General features: G+C 71.0%; 12 protein-coding genes. 8 read left to right on the forward strand and 4 right to left on the reverse strand.

Translation table 11 applies throughout. The annotated features are described in order from the left end of the window. Positions 1-217 precede the first annotated feature (217 nt). The 3 genes from ACZ7KF_RS19940 to ACZ7KF_RS19950 all read right to left on the reverse strand — a co-directional run bounded on the left by ACZ7KF_RS19940 (position 218) and on the right by ACZ7KF_RS19950 (position 4,286). A complete protein-coding gene (locus ACZ7KF_RS19940) occupies positions 218-2,752 on the reverse strand; it encodes a non-ribosomal peptide synthetase (protein WP_471076346.1) in 2,535 nt (844 codons plus the stop codon). Between the two features lie 45 nt (positions 2,753-2,797). Next, complete coding sequence (locus ACZ7KF_RS19945) at positions 2,798-3,724, reverse strand: GNAT family N-acetyltransferase (RefSeq protein ID WP_471076349.1); 927 nt, start codon at positions 3,722-3,724, stop codon at positions 2,798-2,800. Positions 3,725-3,848: 124 nt separating this feature from the next. After that, complete coding sequence (locus ACZ7KF_RS19950; RefSeq protein ID WP_471076352.1) at positions 3,849-4,286, reverse strand: type II 3-dehydroquinate dehydratase; 438 nt, start codon at positions 4,284-4,286, stop codon at positions 3,849-3,851. 355 nt (positions 4,287-4,641) lie between these two features. On the opposite strand from ACZ7KF_RS19950, the gene ACZ7KF_RS19955 reads away from it, so the two are divergent. The 8 genes from ACZ7KF_RS19955 to ACZ7KF_RS19990 all read left to right on the forward strand — a co-directional run bounded on the left by ACZ7KF_RS19955 (position 4,642) and on the right by ACZ7KF_RS19990 (position 16,693). Next, positions 4,642-5,805, forward strand: a complete 1,164-nt coding sequence (locus tag ACZ7KF_RS19955; RefSeq protein WP_471076355.1) for a DegT/DnrJ/EryC1/StrS family aminotransferase — start codon at positions 4,642-4,644, stop codon at positions 5,803-5,805. Next, entirely contained in the window at positions 5,802-6,932 is a 1,131-nt protein-coding gene (locus ACZ7KF_RS19960) for a Gfo/Idh/MocA family protein (RefSeq protein ID WP_471076358.1), read from the forward strand. Before ACZ7KF_RS19955 ends, ACZ7KF_RS19960 begins: the two co-directional genes overlap by 4 nt. Positions 6,933-7,035: 103 nt before the next feature. After that, complete coding sequence (locus ACZ7KF_RS19965; protein ID WP_471076361.1) at positions 7,036-7,734, forward strand: HAD-IA family hydrolase; 699 nt, start codon at positions 7,036-7,038, stop codon at positions 7,732-7,734. Positions 7,735-8,025: 291 nt separating this feature from the next. Then, positions 8,026-9,339, forward strand: a complete 1,314-nt coding sequence (locus ACZ7KF_RS19970; protein ID WP_471077082.1) for a 3-deoxy-7-phosphoheptulonate synthase — start codon at positions 8,026-8,028, stop codon at positions 9,337-9,339. Between the two features lie 145 nt (positions 9,340-9,484). Further along, positions 9,485-12,490, forward strand: coding sequence for a 3-phosphoshikimate 1-carboxyvinyltransferase (gene aroA, locus ACZ7KF_RS19975; protein WP_471076364.1), 3,006 nt, complete (start codon positions 9,485-9,487; stop codon positions 12,488-12,490). 83 nt (positions 12,491-12,573) lie between these two features. After that, the gene (locus ACZ7KF_RS19980; RefSeq protein ID WP_471076367.1) at positions 12,574-13,743 is read left to right on the forward strand and encodes an acyl-CoA dehydrogenase family protein; all 1,170 of its coding nucleotides are present in this window, start codon (positions 12,574-12,576) and stop codon (positions 13,741-13,743) included. After that, entirely contained in the window at positions 13,740-14,582 is an 843-nt protein-coding gene (chcA, locus tag ACZ7KF_RS19985; protein ID WP_471076370.1) for a 1-cyclohexenylcarbonyl-CoA reductase, read from the forward strand. The genes ACZ7KF_RS19980 and chcA overlap by 4 nt, the downstream gene beginning before the upstream one ends. Before the next feature lie 29 nt (positions 14,583-14,611). After that, entirely contained in the window at positions 14,612-16,693 is a 2,082-nt protein-coding gene (locus ACZ7KF_RS19990) for an oxidoreductase (protein ID WP_471076373.1), read from the forward strand. A 72-nt stretch (positions 16,694-16,765) separates the two neighbouring features. Here the strand turns inward: ACZ7KF_RS19990 and ACZ7KF_RS19995 are convergent, their stop codons facing one another. Beyond that, the gene (locus ACZ7KF_RS19995) at positions 16,766-19,558 is read right to left on the reverse strand and encodes a helix-turn-helix transcriptional regulator (RefSeq protein WP_471076375.1); all 2,793 of its coding nucleotides are present in this window, start codon (positions 19,556-19,558) and stop codon (positions 16,766-16,768) included. Positions 19,559-19,812 lie beyond the last annotated feature (254 nt).

Here is a 19,812-nt window from a genome sequence, read left to right on the forward strand (position 1 = left end):
GGAGCACTGCCGAGGATCCCGCGCGGAGCGCTGCCGAGGTCGGTGCCGGTCCACCCCGGTCGGCTGGGCCGGGCGGTGACGACGCCCGCCGCGTCCAGGGTGGCGGACATCGCCACTCCGACGCCCGCCGACCCGGCCGGGGCGCCGCCGCACAGCTCCCGGCCCTGCCGGACGAGCGGATCCAGGTCCTCTGCCGCGTGACCGTCTCCTGGTCGGGTCAGTCCCTGAGGTGGCCGGTGACGATCTCGGCGACCCGGCGGAGCACGCGCGGGCTGCTGAGCATCTCCTCGTGGCCGCAGCCCAGTTCGTGGCGCACGATCTCGCCCGCGACGTACGGCGCCCAGGCCTCGCTGGAGGCCGCTTCGGCCACCGGGCTGGGTTCGGCCGCGAACAGGTGCATCGTGCCGCTGTACTTCTCCGGCCTGTGGGCCTTCCAGGCCCCGAGGTCGGTCATCATGGTCTCGACGAAGGTCTCGGCCGCGCTCTTCCTGCCGTGCCAGGCGTAGTTGGTCGCCATGTCGGCGAACTCGGCGATGTCCTCGTACCTGAGCGGGCGTTCGTACGCGGTGAGGTCCTTGCCGTTGATCAGCAGGATCAGTTCGATCAGGCCCTGTTCGTCACGGTCTTCCTTGTCCGTGATGTGCGGGTTGGTGTTGAACACGCCGAGGAACTCGATCTCCTCACCGCGCTTTTGGAACTCGGCGGCGACGGCGTGGGCCAGGATGCCCCCGAAGGACCAGCCCAGGATGCGGTACGGCCCCTCGGGCTGGACGCCCCTGATGCGGTCCGCGTAGTCCGCCGCCATGGCCGCGATGGTGTCGACGGGGCTGTCGAACTCCTGGAACGTGTGCGACTGGAGGCCGTAGATCGGATACTCCAGGCTGAAGTGCTGGGCGAGCACTCCGTAGCACCAGGCGGTGCCCCCGAGGTGGCGCATGCAGAACAGCGGCCGTGCGGAGCCCTTGGTCATCAGCGGCAGCAGGACGTCGAAGGAGTCCTGCGGCTCGTCACCGGTCAGCCGCCGGGACAGCTCGGCCGGCGTCGGGGACTCCACGAGCATCCGGATCGACAGCTCCAGGTCCATCTCGGAGCGCACCCGGGCAAGGAGGCGTGCCGCGAGCACCGAGGAGCCACCGAGGTCGAAGAAACTGTCACCCGGGCCGACCTGCTCCACACCGAGCACCTCGGCGAAGAGCCGGCTGAGCAGCAACGCCGACTGTGTGAGGTGCACTTCGACCATGGCGGTCTGCTCGACGACGGGTGCCGGCAGCGCCTTGCGGTCGAGCTTGCCGTTGGGGGTGAGCGGAAACTCCTCCAGGAGCACCACGGCGGACGGCACCATGTACAGGGGCACGGTGTCCGCCACGGAGTTCCGCAGCTCCTTGGCGTCGGGCGCACGACCTGGGGCGGCCGTCACGTAGGCCACGAGGCGCCGGTCGCCGGGCCGGTCCTCCCTGACCGTCGCGGCCGCCTGGTCGACGTCCTCGGACCGCTCCAGGGCGGCCTCGATCTCTCCGAGTTCCACCCGGAAGCCGTGGAGCTTCACCTGGTGGTCGGCGCGGCCGACGTACTCCAGGGCGCCGTCCGCGCGCTGCCGCACCACATCGCCCGTGCGGTACATGAGAGCGCTGTCGTCACCGGAACGATGGGGCAGGAAGCGCTCGGCGGTCAGCTCCGGCCGGTTGAGGTAGCCACGGGCCACGCCCGCGCCGGCGATGAACAGCTCGCCCTCGGTGCCGGGCTCGACGGGCGCCAGTTCCTCGTCGAGGACGTACAGCTGGGTGTTGCGCAGGGGCCTGCCGATGACGGCCGCGTCCTCGGGCCGGGTGACCGGGTGCGTCGTGGACCACACGGTGGTCTCCGTGGGCCCGTACCACTGGACGACCTCGGCGCCGAGGTCGAGCAGTGTCGCGGCAAGCTTCTCCGACAGCGCCTCGCCGCCGATGAGGATGCGCAGACCGCGCAGCACCTCGGGGGTGACGGTGGCCAGCATGTGCCAGTGGGTGGGGGTGGCCTGGGCGGTGCCGATCCGCCTTCGGGCGATCAGGTCGCCCAGCGCCTGCGGATCCTGCCCGGTGGCACGGGGGGCGACGACCGCGCGGGCACCGGTGTAGTACGGCAGGAACAGCTCGGGCACCGACATGTCGAAGGTGGCGGTGGTGACCGACAGCATGCGGTCGCCGGGTCCCAGGGACAGCCGCTCCTGCATCGCCTCCAGCAGGTTGTGCAGGGCGCGCACAGGGATCTCGACGCCCTTGGGGGTGCCGGTGGAGCCCGAGGTGTAGATGATGTACGCGAGGTCCTCCGGGCTCGGCGGGGCGGCCCGTTCGGCGTCCGTCAGATGCCCGGCGGGCAGCGCTGCCACCGTCGCGGCCGTGCCGGGGTCGTCCAGCACGATGCGGGGAACGCCCACGTCGGTGCGGTCGGCGTCGATGTGGGTCGACGTCACCAGGGCGACCGGGGCGGCGTCGCGGACCTGGAAGGCGACGCGCTCGGCGGGGTGCTCCGGGTCGAGGGCGAGATAGGCCCCGCCGGCCTTGAGCACCGCAAGCAGCGTCACCAGCAGGTCGGTGGAGCGGGGCAGCATCACCGCGACGACACTGTCGGGCCCGACTCCCCGGGCCACCAGGTGGCGGGCGAGCCGGTTGGCCTGCCCGTGGGCTTCCCGGTACGTCAGCTCCACGCCCTCGCATTCGAGGGCCGTGTGGTCCGCCACGGAGTCGGCCCGCTCCTCCAGCGCCTTCACCAGCATGTTCCACTCCACAGGATGGGGTACGGATTCTCGCCGAGGTGCCGATCAGACGGCCGGGGTGCGCATCCAGCGGCTCCAGTACGGCCGCCAGCCGTGGCGGTGCCAGAACGGCGTGGAGATCGGGTTGAACATCGCGTGGTAGCCGACCGCCGCGCCGATGCCCATGGCATCCAGGTCGGCGTGGACGTGGTGGGCGAGGGAGGTGCCGATGCCGAGGCTGCGGTAGCCCTCCTTGACGGCCTGGCAGACGAGGTGCGCGACCGGGGTGGCCGTGATCTTCGTCGCGAGCCATGCCTGCTGCGGCTCCGAGAAGTCCTCTCCCCGGTGCATCCCGACGATCTCGTCCTCGTACTCGGCGACCCAGATCAGCGGTTCGTCGCGCTTGAAGGACGCGGTGATCTCCTCGCGCAGCAGCGCCTCGGTGGTGTCGCGCTCGACGGCGCCGCTGACGGCGGCGTCGAACCGGGTCTCCACCATCTGCAGCGCGAACACCGCCTCGCTGTCCTCGACGGTGGCCCGGCGCACGCGCACCTTGCCGGACTCCGGCACCAGCTCGGTGCCCTTGAGCCGGCCGATCATCACGAACTCGGGGACGAACCCGAAGGCGCGCAGGACCCGGGTCATGCCGACGTCGCGGCTGGGCCACTCGACGGCGGCCATGGAGTCCGCGCCGGGGCGCTCCGGGTGGCTCTCCATGTACTGCTGCCAGCGTGTGAGCAGAGCGGCCATCTCGTCGGGCCCGGAGACCCGGGGGGTGAGTTCCCAGCGGTCCAGCGGGCCGAGCACCGCCTCCAGCGCGTCGGCGTCGACGCGCGTGTGCGTCAGCAGGCCCTGCGCACCGCTCACCTCCAGAAGCTCTTCGCCGTCGGAGGGGTCCGGCAGCGCCTCGGCCTCCGGAATCATCCGGTCGATGGGGCGCAGCCGGTCGCGGTGGGCGGCCAGCACTGATTCCGCCGTCTGTCCCTGGAGCATCGTGGCGTGTCCTCGGCTTTCGGTTCTCGGTCGTGTCCGTGCGGATTCCGGTCGTCTCCGTGCGGAGGCCATGGCGGGCCGGCCCGGCGGGAACAGGGTGGTGCGTCGCGGCGGTGGCACCGCGTCAGCGGTCGGCGGCCTTCTCCAGCAGTGCGCGTGCCGCGAGCCGATAACCCACGGCACCGAGGCCGAAGATGACTCCGGCGGCGAGCGGTCCGGTCACCGACTGGTGCCGGAACTGCTCACGCGCCCAGACGTTGGAGAGGTGGACCTCGATCCACGGACGCGGGTAGTCGGCCAGCGCGTCCCTCAGTCCCCAGCCGGCCATCATCAGGGCCGCGGGATTGATGATCGCGCCGACGGTGTCGTAGTGGGCTTGAAGGGTGCGGATCATCTCCGCCTCACCGTCGTGCTGGAACGCCTCGACTTTCCAGCCGCGTTCGGCCACTTCTTCGGCGACCCATCCTTCGATGTCGGCGAGCGTGTCCGTTCCGTAGATCTCGGGCTGACGCCTCCCGAGTATGCCGAGATTCGGTCCGTTCATCAACAGGAGCCTTCTCATGCGCACCGTGCCTTATACGGATCCATCGTCGGAAGTGATTTTCCCAGCGCTCACACTGACAGGCGGACACCGGTATTCGGTATGCCCGCAGTCACAAGGGGGGACTTAGGGGGGTCCCTCAGGGGAATGACGCCCCGCCAACCACTGGGCTAGCGTGCCGACAGCGACGACCGGCCCCGCCGGGTGGTCGTCGCTCGGCCTGCCCGGCCAGGCGCGCGGACCGCGCCGAGGTGGTGTTCCCGTGCCGGCGTCCGGGTGGACACCCGGTCCCTGAGGAGCTGTTCCGTGTCGTGCCCCCCGCGGCGATCGCTGCGGCAGCATTCGCATGCGCGTAGACCGAAGGAGTAAGAACAGCATGAGCAGTGGTGTGCAACTGGGCTCGGCCCTTCCGGTGTGGCCGCAGTACGACGACGCGGAGCGCATCGGCCTGATCCGTGCGCTGGAGCAGGGCCAGTGGTGGCGCATGGGCGGCGGAGAGGTCGAGGCGTTCGAGCGGGAGTTCGCCGAGTACCACGGCGGCCAGCACGCGCTGGCGGTCACGAACGGCACACACGCCCTCGAACTCGCCCTGGAGGTCATGGGTGTCGGCCCCGGCACCGAGGTGATCGTGCCGGCCTTCACCTTCATCTCCTCGTCGCAGGCCGCTCAGCGTCTCGGCGCGGTCGTGGTACCGGTGGACGTGGACCCGGAAACCTACTGCATCGACCCGGCCGAGGCCGCGAAGGCCGTCACCCCGAGGACCCGCGCCATCATGCCGGTACACATGGCCGGCCAGCTCGCCGACATGGACTCCCTCGACAAGGTCGCGGCCGACTCCGGCGTGCCGCTGATCCAGGACGCCGCACATGCGCAGGGCGCCACCTGGAACGGCCGGCGGCTCGGCGAGCTGGGCTCGGTCGCCGCGTTCTCCTTCCAGAACGGCAAGCTGATGACGGCCGGCGAGGGCGGTGCGGTGCTGTTCCCGACCGCCGAGATGGCGGAGCACGCCTTCGTGCGGCACAGCTGCGGACGCCCGCGAGACGACCGCGGCTACTTCCACCGCACGTCGGGCTCCAACTTCCGGCTCAACGAGTTCTCCGCCTCGGTGCTGCGCGCCCAGCTCGCGCGCCTGGACGGGCAGATCCGGACGCGCGAGGAACGCTGGCCGCTGCTGTCCTCGCTGCTCGCCGAGATCCCCGGCGTGGTACCTCAGCGACTGGACCGCCGGGCCGACCGCAACCCGCACTACATGGCCATGTTCCGGGTGCCCGGCATCACCGAGGAACGGCGCGCGCGGGTCGTCGACACCCTCGTCGAGCGCGGTGTCCCGGCGTTCGTCGCGTTCCGCTCGGTCTACCGCACGGACGCCTTCTGGGAGATGGGCGCCCCGGACCTGTCGGTGGACGAACTGGCCCGCCGCTGTCCCCACTCCGAGGCGCTGACGACCGACTGCCTGTGGCTGCACCACCGGACGCTGCTCGGCACCGAGGAGCAGATGCACGAGGTCGCCGCCGTCATAGCCGATGTCCTCGGCTCATGACCGCGGCCACCCTCGACGGCAGGCCGCTCCGCACCGCCGTCGTGGGGCTCGGCTGGGCGGCTCGGTCCATCTGGCTACCGCGGCTGCGCCGCCACCCCGGCTTCGCCGTGAGCGCCGCGGTGGACCCCGACCCGGCCTCGCGCGCGGCCGTCACCGCTGACGCCCCTGAGACCCCGGTCCTGACGGCCCTGCACGACGTGGACCCCTCGGAGGCCGACCTGGCCATCGTGGCAGTCCCCAACCACCTGCACTGCGAGATCGCCGGTGAACTGCTGCGCAAGGGCGTTCCGGTTTTCCTGGAGAAGCCGGTATGCCTGACAACGGCGGAGGCGGAACGGCTGGCCGAGGCCGAACGTGCCGGCGGCGCACGGCTCCTGGCGGGCAGCGCCGCCCGCCACCGCGCCGACGTCCGGGCCCTGCTCGCGAACGCCGACGACGTGGGCACCGTCCGCCACATCGAGCTGTCCTGGGTGCGTGCCCGGGGCGTGCCGGACGCGGGCGGCTGGTTCACCCGGCGTCAGTTGTCCGGCGGCGGGGCGCTGGTGGACCTGGGATGGCATCTGTTCGACATCGCCGCCCCCCTGCTGGGCCCGGCGGAGTTCACGCAGGTCGCCGGCGCGGTCTCGGGCGACTTCATCGCGCGGGACACCGCACGGGTCTCCTGGCGCGCGGAAGGGGCCGAGCAGGACCGGGGGACCGAGCGGGCGGCCGGCGGGGTCATCGACGTCGAGGACACCGCCCGCGCGTTCCTCGCCACCGACAACGGTGTCTCCCTGTCACTGCACGCGAGCTGGGCCTCGCACGAGGAGCGCGACATCACCCGGATCCGGGTCGACGGCAGCGCGGGCAGCACGACCCTGCGCTGTACGTTCGGCTTCAGCCCCAACCGCCTGGAGCGCCCGGAGCTGACCCGCACCCACGACGGGCGGACCCGTGCCGTCACGGTGCCCGCGGAGCCCGTCGGCACGGAGTACGACCGGCAGCTCGACGAGCTGCTCGCCCAGCTGAGGGGCCCGGCCGGTCCGCGCCGGGCCATCGAGGAAGCACGCCGCACCATCGACGCCATCGAGCGGATCTACTCCTCGGCCCGCGCCGCACAGGAGAAGCCCGAGCAGCGCCGGCCGTGACCGGCACGGCCGACCGCCGGGTCGGCCCGGACTGCCGTCCCTGCCGGACGGCAGCGGTCCCCGCCGGTAGCCGCCGCCCCACGAAGGAGAGCAGCACAGCGCCATGGACAGTCTTGGAACCAGCCAAGGCCTCACCCCCCACGACAACCGTGCGGAGCCGATCAGCGCGGTCGTCTTCGACCTCGACGGAGTACTCGTCAACAGCTTCGCCGTGATGCGCCAGGCGTTCACCACCGCCTACGCCGAGGTGGTGGGGGACGGCGATGCGCCCTTCGAGGAGTACGAGCGGCATCTGGGCCGCTACTTCCCCGACATCATGCGGATCATGGGGTTGCCGCCGGAGATGGAGGCCCCCTTCGTCCGGGAGAGCTATCGGCTCGCCCACCTCGTCCCGGTCTTCGACGGCGTACCGGAGATGCTCGGGCAACTGCGGGCGCGCGGTATCGGGCTCGCCGTCGCCACCGGCAAGAGCGGACCGCGGGCGCGTTCACTCCTCGAACGGCTCGGCCTGCTGCACCTGTTCACCGTCGTGATCGGCTCCGACGAGGTGCGGCGCCCCAAGCCGGCCCCCGACATCGTGCTCAAGGCGCTGGGGGTGCTCGGCTCCGACCCCTCGCGGACCGTCATGGTCGGCGACGCGGTCACCGACCTCGCCAGCGCCCGGGACGCCGGGGTCGCCGCCGTCGCCGCCCTGTGGGGCGAGACCGACGAGGAGACCCTGCTCGCGGAGAAACCCGATGTCGTACTGCGGACACCGGCGGAGCTGCTCGACGTGTGCCTCGGCAGTGCCCGAACGCCTTGATCCCGCGCACTCGGAGACCGGCGGTGAGGGGGCGTAGGGGTTCCCCAGGGGATGGGGGTGAGGGCCCGTCGACGGAAGACCCGGACGGGCTCGGTCACCGGGCACCGGCGTCTCGGTCGGGCCGTCGCGATGAGAAGGATCCGGCTGCCGAGGATCACCGCCCCTGGAGTCCCGACCTGTCACGGCACCCAGCAGAGGCTGCCGGAGGGTGCACATCACGCTCCAACATTCTCAGTCATAGCTCGACCGATATTTCACCGGAGACTCGACGTGGGAAAAGCCGTGACGGAAATGCGTAAGCCGGCCCTGCAACAGCCCGAGTGGGACGACCCGTCACAGGTCCGGCGCATCCGGGAGGTGCTGGCCGCACGTCCGCCGCTGGTCAAGGCGGAGGACGTGCACGCGCTGCGGACTCTGCTGGCCCAGGTGGCCGACGGCAACGCCCTTGTCGTGCAGGCCGGCGACTGCGCCGAGCACCCGGGGGAATGCGACGCCGCGCACGTGTCGCGCAAGTCCGCGCTTCTCGACATGCTCGCCGCGACACTGAGGACGGCCACCCACAAGCCGGTCGTACGGGTGGGACGCATCGCCGGCCAGTTCGCCAAGCCGCGCTCCAGGCCCCTCGAACGGATCGGGGACCTGGAACTGCCGGTCTACCGGGGCCACATGGTCAACGGTCCTGAGCCCACCCCGGAAGACCGCCGGCATGATCCGCTGCGCCTTCTGACCTCGTACATGACGGCCAGCGACGTCATGGAGCACCTGGGCTGGCGCGGCCCCGCCGTCTTCGGTCACCAGCCGCCGATCGAACCCCGCATGTGGACGAGCCATGAGGCACTCGTCCTCGACTACGAGCTGCCCATGATCCGTGAGCTGGGTGACGGACGCCGCTGGCTCGGCTCGACCCACTGGCCGTGGATCGGCGAACGGACCCGTCAGCTGGACGGCGCGCACCTGGACCTCGCCGCCGGCATCGTCAACCCGGTCGCGGTGAAGGTCGGTCCGACGACCACGGTGGAGGAGATCACCCTCCTGTGCGAGCATCTCGATCCGCTGCGGGAGCCGGGACGTCTCACGCTGATCGCACGCATGGGCGCCGATACGGTCTCCGAGAGGCTGCCCGCACTCGTGGAGGCGGTCCGGCTGGCCGGCCACCCGGTGATCTGGCTCAGCGACCCCATGCACGGCAACACCGTCACCGGCCCGGACGGTCACAAGACCCGCCTGCTGGAGACCATGGCACGGGAGATCCGGGGGTTCCTGCGGGCCGTGACCGACGCCGGCGGCACAGCGGGCGGACTGCACCTGGAGACCACCCCCGACGACGTCCTCGAATGTGCCACGGACGTGTCCGTGTTCGAGCGGGGTACCGTCCGGCGCACCAGCCTGTGCGACCCCCGGCTCAACCAGGAGCAGGCGGTTTCACTGGTCTCCGTCTGGGCCGACGTGGACATCCGGCCCACTGCGCCCGGAGACGGGTCGCGGGTGGCCCCGGAGAAGCAGGGAAGCCCGCGAGCCCCGGGCGACCAGGACGTTCTCTCCGCGCCGGAATACCGAGAGTTCAGGACCCGGAGCCACGCAGAGGTGTGGCTCAACCAAGCCTAGGGCGACGAACGTCGGACCGTGACAGGCCGGCGCTCATTCTCTCTTCGGCCGCCTCGACGTTTCGGCGCGGGTGTGCCGTGAGGATGCGGACCGTTTCCGTCTCCTGTCCCGGCCTCCTGCCCATTGCCAGGGAGTAGTAGGACCCATGCACCTTCTCGTCAGCGGAATTCAGCACCGGGTAACCGGTGAGATTCTTGTCCCGAACTCGAAATACCACGCGCACCGTGCGCTGATACTGGCCTCGCTCGCCGAGGGCGTCAGCCGCATCCGTGGTCAGTCCGACGCCCGGCACGTCGAGTACACGGTGCGGCTGCTGCGCGACCTCGGCGTGAAGATCACCAGGGAGGGTGACACCTTCGTGGTGCACGGGCTCGGCGGGCGGTACGCACCGCGCCGGGAGGCCGTGTCCGCCGGCAGCTCCGGCACCACGCTGTACTTCATGATCGGTCTGGCCTCCCTGTCGGACCGTGCCGTGTCGGTGACCGGGCAGAAGTACTTCAAGCGACGCCCGGTCGGCCCATTGCTGCGCGCCCTGGAACAGATGGGTGTGCAACTGGAGTCGGCCGACGACTGCCCGCCCGTCCATGTGCAGGGTCGCAGGCCCACAGGCGGTCACGTCACCATCGCGGGAACCCTGTCCCAGTGGATCTCCGGCCTGATCCTGCTGGCCCCGTTCGCGACGCGGCACACCACCATCGAGGTGGAGGGTGAGCTCAACGAGCGCCCCTACCTGGAGCTGACGGTGGCCATGATGCGGCAGTTCGGCCTCCAGGTGACCGTCTCCGAGGACTGGCGGCGCTTCGACATCGAACCCGGCCAGCGGGCGCACACCGTCGAGCTGACGCTGCCGCCGGACATCGGCTCGGCGGCGTTCGGCATCGCCACGGCCGCGCTGCACCCCAGTGACGTGCTGCTGTGCGGGATCACCACGCTGGAGGGCGGCCCGGCCGACCACCCCGAGTTCCACTTCCTCGACGTCGCACGCTCCATGGGCATCCCGATGGAGATCGACGAGACGGCCGGCGGACTCCGGATCCGGCAGGACGCGCCGCGGCTCACCGCGGTCGACGTCGACTGCCGCGACATCCCCGACATGCTGCCGATCCTGACGGCCCTCGCCACGTTCGCACGCGGCGAGTCGGTGTTCCGCAACATCGCGCACACCCGGCTCAAGGAGTCCGACCGCGCCGCCGCCATGCTCCAGCTCAATGCCATGGGCGGCCGCCTGGAGCTGTCGGACGACGCGCTGCGGGTGCACGGCGTGGACGGCCTGACCGGCGCCAGGCTGTCCTCGTTCAACGACCACCGCATCCTGATGTCGCTCGCGGTGGCGTCATCGCGGGCACAGGGGCATTCGACGCTGACGTATCCGAACGCGCACCGCATCTCCTATCCGGCGTTCCTCGAGTCGATGAACACCCTCACTGTGCCCATGTCGGTGCAGGACGGCTCGGCGGGACCCGCCGGGGACCGTGCCCCGGAGACCGAGCCCGAGTCCGTCGGCCCCGAGCCGGCCTCGCGGGTCACGCTGCCGCAGTGGCTGCGCCGACGGGCCGAAGCCCGGCCCGAGGACACGGCCGTCGTGGACGTGCGCTCCGACCGTGACGAGGTGATCACCTGGAGCGAACTGGCCGAGCAGGTGGACCGCGCGGCGGCCCTGCTGCTGCGACTCGGTGTGCGACCGGGCGAGAACGTGGCGTACCAGCTCCCGAACCGCGTCGAGTTCGTGGTGCTGTCACTGGCGGCACTGCGCATCGGGGCCGTGTGCTGCCCGGTCATCCCCTTCTTCCGCAAGCGCGAGGTCGGTTTCGTCCTCAGGCGCTCCACGGCACGGGTGCTGGTCGTGGCGGACCGACACCGCTCGCGCCGGCCCGCCGAGGAGGCACTGGACCTGGTCGCCGAGCACGGATCGGACCTGGCTCTGGAGCACGTGGTGGTCCTGGCCACCGCGGGCGGCCCCGCCCAGCTGCCCGAGTCTCCCGCGGGCGGGACGGCCGTGTACGACTGGGAGCAGGCGCTGTCGGCGACAGTGGTCGACCGCGCGGCGCTCGACTCCCTCGCGCCGGCACCGGACATGACGGCACAGCTCCTGTTCACCTCGGGAACCACCAGCGAGCCCAAGGGCGTCACGCAGCCCACGCGCAACCTGGTCAGGGCCGTCGCGATGGAGATCGGGCACCTCGGGCTCGGCAAGCGGGACGCGATCTGGGTGCCGTCGCCGCTCGCCCACCAGACTGGCTTCCTGTACGGCATGGTGCTCGCCCTGGTGCTGGGTGTGCCGCAGATCCTGCAACCGGAGTGGGACGCCAAGCGGGCCCTGCAGTCGCTCAACGACCACCGGGCGACGTTCGTGCAGGCCGCGACGCCGTTCCTGTCCGACCTGGTGAAAGCCGTCGAGGAGAGCGGAGAGACACCGCAGCACCTGCGGATGTTCGTGGCGACGGGGGCCATGGTGCCCCGCGGCCTCGCGGAGCGCGCCGGGCGGGTGCTGGGCACCGACGTGTGCGGGGCCTTCGGCACCACGGAGACCTGCCTGGGCGCACTGTCGTCACCCCGCGACGAGCCCCGGCAGCGCTGGGGCTCCGACGGCCGCGCACTGGACGGCATCGAACTGCGGATCACGGACGACGAGGGGCTGGTGCTGCCCGCGGGCGAGGAGGGCAACTTCGAGTTGCGTTCCCCCACGGTCTTCGAGGGCTACCTCGGGCGTCCCGACCTGACGTCCCAGGCGTTCACCGAGGACGGCTGGTACCGCACGGGCGATCTGGCGACGATCGACGCCGAGGGCTTCCTGCGGATCACCGGACGGGTGAAGGACGTGATCAACCGCGGCGGTGAGAAGATTCCCGTCGCCGAGATCGAGCAACTGCTGTTCGGACACCCCGCGGTGGAGGACGTCGCGGTGGTCGCCATGCCGGACGAGCGTCTCGGCGAACGCGCTTGCGCCTTCGTGGTCCCGGCCGAGGGGGCGGAGCTGACCTTCGAGGAGATGCGGCGGTTCCTCGACGGACACGAGGTGGCCAAGCAGTACTGGCCGGAGCGCCTGGAGCGGATCGACGCCCTGCCGCGCAACCCGATCGGCAAGGTGAAGAAGTTCGAACTGCGGGCGCTGGCCCGTGGTTTCCGGCCGCACGACGAGTGCGCCACCTGACACCGCCCGTCCCCGCCGCGGTGTCCGCGGTGGCGGGTCGGACAGCAGACCGGAACACGACGAAGCGAGAACAGAGGCGGCACATGACGGACGACCAGCGGTTCCACGAGCTGCGTACCCGGGTCGAACAGTGGGTGGAGGGACCTGGTGAGCGGTGGGCCGAACGCATCGAGGAGACCGGGCAGGTGCCCGAGGAGCTGTGGGCCGAGCTGAACGGCCTGGGGTTCCTGCGGATAGCCGCTCCCGAGGAGTACGGCGGCCTGGGGCTCGGCTTCGCGCGCTGGATGGAGCTGATGGAGATCTTCTCCCGCTCGCACGGCTCCGTGCGCATGATCGTGCACGTGGTCAACGGCATCTGGCGGTCGATGGACGGCCACGCCGACGACGAGCAGCGCAAGCGCTTCGTCATCCCCTCGGTCACCGGCGAGATCAAGATCGCCTTCACCCTCACCGAGCCGGGCAACGGCACCGGTGCGGACATCACCACGTCGGTGGTGCGCGAGGGCGACACCTACTACCTCTCGGGGCGCAAACACCTGATCACCTTCGGGGTGCGCTGTGACTACTACCTGCTGGCCGCCCGGGTCGAGGGCAGCACCGGGCACGAGGGCACGGTGGCCCTGCTGGTGCCGCGGCACGCCCCGGGCGTCACGGTCGAGGACACCTCCCAGACCATGGGTGTCACCGGTACCGACCATGCGTCGCTGACCTTCGACCGCACCCCGGTGCCGGTGGACCACCGGCTGGGCGCGGAGGGCCAGGGCCTCGAGGTGTTCCTCGGCGGCTTCCTCACCCCGTCCCGGATCTCCGTGGCGATGAGCTGTGTCGGGCTCGCGCAGCGCGCTCAGCAGCTGGCTGTCGAGTATGCCCGCAGCCGCGTCACCTTCGGCAAGACGCTCACCCAGCGCCAGGCCATCCAGTTCATGCTGGCGGAGAACGCGGCGGACATCGAAGCCGCACGGCAGCTGGTCCTGCACGCGGCTCGCCGCTTCGAGGAGGGCGCCGACGACGCTTCCCTGCAGTCGTCGATGGCGAAGATGCACGCGGTGACGATGCTGACGACCGTCACCGACAAGGCACTCCAGGTGCACGGCGGACTCGGATACTGGAAGTCGCAGAAGATCGAGCGTGTGTACCGCGACGCGCGTGCGCAGCGCTTCGAGGAGGGCACCAACGAGGTGCAGAAGGCCGTGGTCTTCCGCGAGCTGCTCCAGCGTGCCACGTCCCGGGACGGAGAGGGAACGAACCGATGAACAGCCCGCACCAGCAGCAGACGGCCGACCGCCGGCGGGTCTCCCTGATCACCGGGGCCTCACGCGGCATCGGCCGCACCCTGGCCCTCACCCTCGCCCGCCGGGGGGGCACCGTGGTCGTCAACTACAAGAAGAACGCCGACCTCGCACAGAAGACCGTCGCCGAGGTCGAGGAGGCCGGTGGCCAGGGCTTCGCGGTCCAGGCGGACGTCGAGACCACCGAGGGTGTCACGGCGCTGTTCGACGAGGTGGCGCAGCGCTGCGGGAGGCTCGATCACTTCGTCTCCAACGCGGCGGCGAGCGCGTTCAAGAACATCGTCGATCTCGGCCCGCACCACCTGGACCGCTCGTACGCGATGAACCTGCGGCCCTTCGTGCTGGGGGCGCAGCAGGCCGTGAAGCTGATGGACAACGGCGGGCGGATCGTCGCGCTGTCCTCCTACGGCTCGATCCGTGCCTACCCCACCTACGCGATGCTCGGCGGCATGAAAGCCGCCATCGAGTCATGGGTGCGGTACATGGCGGTGGAGTTCGCTCCCTACGGCATCAACGTCAACGCGGTCAACGGCGGCCTGATCGACTCCGATTCGCTGGAGTTCTTCTACAACGTCGAGGGCATGCCGCCCATGCAGGGCGTCCTCGACCGCATCCCCGCGCGCCGTCCGGGCACCGTACAGGAGATGGCCGACACCATCGACTTCCTGCTCGGCGAGGGATCCGGTTACATCACCGGGCAGACCCTCGTGGTCGACGGCGGGCTCAGCGTCGTCGCGCCGCCGTTCTTCGCGGACGCGGGTGAGGCGCTGGAGCTGCCGCCCCGGCCGACGCGGGACGCCTGACCGGAAGAGCCGACAAGAGGAGACGGCAGGTGTTGGACCACGTCTTCAGGCCCTGCGCGATCGGTGGCCTGACAGTGCCGCACCGCATCGTCATGGGTGCCATGCACCTGAATCTGGAGACCCTGGACGACGGTGGCGCGGCGCTGGCCGCGTTCTACTCGGAACGTGTGCGGGGCGGCGCCGGCCTGATCGTCACGGGTGGCTCCGCCGTGAACGCGGCGGGTTCCGGGGGTCCCGGTTACGGCGTGCTCGACGACGAGGAGCACAGGTCGGCGCTGCGCCGGGCCGCCCGTGCGGTGCACGACGGCGGAGGTCTCATCGCCCTCCAGCTCTTCCACGCCGGGCGGTACGCGCTGCCCGGCACCCGCGGTGCGGACGGTGCCGCGCCACTCGCCCCGTCCGCCGTGTACAGCCGGTTCTCCCGCACCACACCGCAGGCGATGACCGCGCAACAGATCAGCGAGACCACCGCCGCCTTCGCCCGGGGTGCCAGGGCGGCGTACGACCTGGGCTTCGACGCCGTCGAGGTGATGGGCTCCGAGGGGTATCTGATCAACCAGTTCACCGCGCCCCTCACCAACCGCCGCGACGACGCCTGGGGCGGTGACGCCGAGCGGCGGCGGCGCTTCCCGGTCGAGGTGCTGCGGGCCGTACGGGGCGCGGTGGGACCGGGCTTCCCGGTGCTCTTCCGGATGTCGGGCGCCGACCTGGTCACCGACGGTACCCCGTGGGAGGAGACGGCCGCGCTGGCCGTCGCGCTCGCCGACGCCGGTGCCGACGCGCTCGCGGTGGGCGTCGGCTGGCACGAGTCCTCGGTGCCGACCGTGCAGGCGCAGGTACCGACGGGGACGTGGGCCGTGTACGCCCAGCAGATCAAGCGGGTGCTGCGGACGGCGGGGCACGACGCGGTGCCCGTCATCGCCTCGAACCGTTTCAACCAGCTCGCGCAGGCCGAGGAGGTGCTGGCCGCGGGCGACGTCGACCTGGTGGCCATGGCCCGCCCGTTCCTCGCGGACCCGGCCATCGTCGGCAAGTCCCGTACGGGGGCGAGCACGTCGGTGGACCTCTGCATCGCGTGCAACGAGGCGTGCATCGACCGGTCCTTCGGCACCGAGCGGGTGTCCTGCCTGGTCAATCCGCGGGCGGGATACGAGAGCGATTTCCCGGCCGGCCCCTCCCCCGCGCGCCGGGGCAGGTACGCCGTCATCGGAGCGGGAGTCGCGGGACTTGAGGCGGCCCGCACCCTGGCGAGGCTCGGGCACGAGGTCGAGGTGTACGAGGCGGCGGACGAGCCCGGCGGCCAGTTCCGGCTGGCCGCCCGGGTGCCGGGCAAAGCCGACTTCGGCGCGACCGTACGACGGCGCGTGCAGGAACTCGACGGTCTGGACGTGCCCGTGTACCTGGGGCACCGTTTCGGTTCGCGGGACGTACCTCTCCTGCGCGCCATGGACGGAGTGGTCATCGCCACCGGGGTCCGTCCCCGCCGGCCGGACCTGCCCGGCGTCGAACTGCCGCATGTACTCGACTACGCCCAGGTGTTCGCGGACCCCGACGCGCTCGGCCCGTGCGTCGCCGTCATCGGCGGCGGTGGCATCGCCGTCGACCTGGCCCACCTCCTCACCAGCGGCTCCTCCGCCGCCCTCACCCCGGAGGAGTTCCTCTCCTCCCGCGGCATCACCATGCCGCGGAGGGCGGTTCCGGGGTCACGGACCGTACCTGCCCCGGCAGGTGCTCCGCGGCAGGTCACGGTGATGCGGCGCGGCGACAGGATCGGCACCGGAATCGGACCGTCCACCCGGTGGGTGGCCATGGAGGAACTGCGCGCCGGCGGGGTGCGCCTGCTCACCGACGTCGTGTACGAGGAGATCACCCGGGACGGTGTCGTCGTCGAAGCCGCGGGGGAACGACGGTTGGTCGCCGCCGACCATGTCGTCCTCGCCACGGGTCAGGAGAGCCGACGGGATGTCGTCGCCCTGCTCCACCGGGCCGAGGTCCCCTTCGAGATCGCCGGTGGCGCCGCCGACGCCCGGGCGCTGAACGCCGTACGAGCCACCGCGCAAGGGTTGCGCGCCGCGCACCGCATCGTGGAGCGGACCGCATCGCGGGGGTAGGGCCGAAGCGGGGGGCGGGGATCCGGAGAGTCCTCGGCCGATGCGGAGCGTGGCGTCGTCGAGCCGGGCGGTTCAGCCGGAGTCGGTGCGCAGGTAGCCCGGCAGGCTCTGGCGGTTCTTGACGGCCAGTTTGCGGTAGACCCGCGTCAGGTGCTGCTCGACCGTACTGGGCGTGATGAACAGCTTCTCCGCGATCTCCCGGTTGGTGTACCCCATGACCGCCATCGAGGCGATCCTGCGCTCGGAGTTGGTCAGCGAGGCGATGGCCGTGGTCCTCTCCTCGTCCTCCGTCAGGCCCGCCTCGGCGCTCGTGTCCGGCAGCAGTTCCCTGCACAGGGGTTCCGCCTGGCAGAGGTGTGCCACCCTCCAGGCACGGCGGATGATCACCCGCGCACGGCGGTGTTTGCCCAGCGCGTGGTAGGCCCGGCCCAGGTCGGACAGGGTCCTGCCCAGTTCGTAGGTGTAGCCGTCCGCCTCCAGAAGGTCCGCGGCCTCACCCAGCAGGCGCGGGCGCTGCCCCAGCGAACTGAACACGGCCATCAGGCGCAGGGCGAGCGCCCGGCTGACGGTGTCCTCCGGCCCCTGAAGGGTCAGCTGTTCCTTCATCAGGCGCTTGGCCTGGTCTCGGTTGCCCTGCAGCAGCCACGCCTCGGCCGCGCTGCTCCGCCAGGGCACGATGCCGGGCAGGTCCAGTCCCCACTTGCCCATGAGTTCGCCGCAGGAGAGGAAGTCCCCGAGCGCCGCGCGCGTCCGGTTCATGGCCAGGTGGTAGTGCCCGCGGGCGTACAGGTAGTGCAGTCCGTACCGGCTCTGGAACATCTCGTCGGGGATGCTCCGGTTGACGAGATCCGCGGCCTCGTCGAACTCCCCCATGCGGGTGTGAGCCAGGATCAGTGTGCCCAGCGGCAGGCCGACGGCGGTGCCCCACCCCTGGACGGACACCTGCTCCAGGGCCGACGTGCCGCGCTTGACCGCCTCCCGGAGATCGCCTCGGCGCAGCCGGATCTCCGCCTCGGCTGCGTCCAGGACGCCTTGCCACATCGGCGAGAGGCGCCCGTTGTGGCGTTCGTCCAGGCTCCGGCACCGGTTGGCGGCATCGCTCAGCCGGCCGCTGTAGACGAGAGACATCAGCGCGAGGAGGGTCGCTTCCTCGGCCCAGGGGGCGTTGTGGTTGAGGTCGAGCTGGCCGAGGACGTGCGAGGCCCACTCCTGCGTCTCGCCGGTGCGCCTGCGGACGAGGCCCCCGGAGAGCGCGCCGATCGACTGCAGCCAGAAGCTCCGGCCCCGGGTGGTGGGCGCTCCCTCGGGGCCGGTGGGCACGGGCCCGCTCTGCACCCGTCCGGCGAGCGGCGGGTAGGTGCAGGCCAGCCAGATCTCCATGTCGCTCATGTCCAGCGGCGGCTTCGGCGTGCCGGACCTGAGTGCGGTTGCCGCGGACGGTGGACGCGCCGCCCGGTTGCGGAGCAGGGCAAGGATCTCGGCGGCCTCTTGCGTACGGTGGAGCCACAGCAGTTGCCGTACGAGCAGCATCGTCTCGTGGGGATCCAGTTGATCGTTGCGGACTGCCTCGGTGAGCACGATCAGGTGCCGCAGCGATGCCGGGGGGCTGAGCTGCCATTCGGCCTGGGCGAGCCGGGCCCGGACCTCCCAGCGGTCCCTCTCGTTCGTGCACGACTGTTGTGCCGAGTTCAGGTACCGCAGGGTGCGTTGCACCTCGCCGTGCAGCAGCGCCTCCGAAGACGCCTCCAGCAGCACGCGCAGCGCCCAGGGCTCCGACACCTGGCCGGCCTCGGCCAGATGATGCGCGGCGTCGGCCGCCGGAGCACCCTGGTCGTAGAGCAGTCGAGCGGCCCGGTGGTGCAGTTGTTCCCGGTCGGCGGGGGCCAGGTCGTCGAGCACGGCGCGCGCGGCCTCCGCGTGCCGGAACCGGCCTGCCCACAGCAGCCCGGCCTCGGTCATGGTGCGCTGCGTCCGCTCGACGGTGACCGCATCGGTGTCGACCAGTGCCCCGAGGTCCTCCGGTGAGGCGTCGTCGCCGTAGACCGCCATGGCGCGGGCCACCCGCAGGGTGGGGGGGCCGCTGCGGTGCAGGCAGTTCAACAGCGCCCGCCTGAAACCCTGTGGGCCGGCTTCGGCGCCGAGTTGCTCGTCGTGGATCAGGGCGTCGAGCAGCAGGGGGTTGCCGCCGCTGTGGGTGATGAACGTGTCGCTCAGCTCGCGGGCCGCCTCCCCGCCGAGCCGCAGACCGATCAGGGTGCGCACGGACTCCGGGGAGAGCGGTGTGAGCCGGGCGGACAGGACGGAGGACTGGCGCAAGAGTTCGGCGTGGAACGGACGGTGGGTCCCGCACGGCTCGGCGCGCTCGGTGAACACCATCAGGAGCGGTGCCGAGGACAGCCGGCGGACCAGGTACAACAAGCACTGCTGCGACGCGGCGTCCATGTGGTCGACATCATCCACGCACACCACGACCGGTGTGGTGGCGGCCAGTTCGATGACGGGCAGGAAGAGGTCGTACCAGATGTCGGCCCTGTTGCGCTCCACGGCCTCGTGCATGCTCTCGGGCCGGGTCGACCTCATGAGCCGGCGCAGCACCGGCGAGATGCGGCTGCGCAGTTCCGTGGGGAGCGCCGGGCTGCCGAACAGTTGGCTGAGGGCCCCGAACGGCAGATCCCTCTCCTCGAAGGAGCAGACGGCATTCAGCGGGATGACCTCGACGGACTGGGCGTTCTCCGTGACTTCGCGCAGGAACTCCGTCTTGCCCGCGCCCACCGTCCCCTCCAGCAGGAACACCTGCCCCGTCGGCTGCGGGGCGGCCAACCACGCCCGGACGCGGTCGAGTTGTTCCTCGCGTTCCAGCAGCACGGTTCGCCGCGTTCCGTACGAACCGGGACCAGCAGGCGGGGCCACCGGCGGCATCCCCTTCATCATGCCCCCTCCCGCGTCACATTCAAACTGCCAGCATTCCGCACCGCCGGAGCGGATATCACGGATAAGGAGTTCATGCATCTCCCTGAGTGACTGTTCACGCTGTTCCAGGAGCCACGTTAACCCGATCAACTACCTTTTCGATAGTGACGCATTTCGTACGCACAACGATCACATAGGAGAGCCCCAGC

This window comes from Streptomyces sp. NPDC038200, assembly GCF_055600785.1.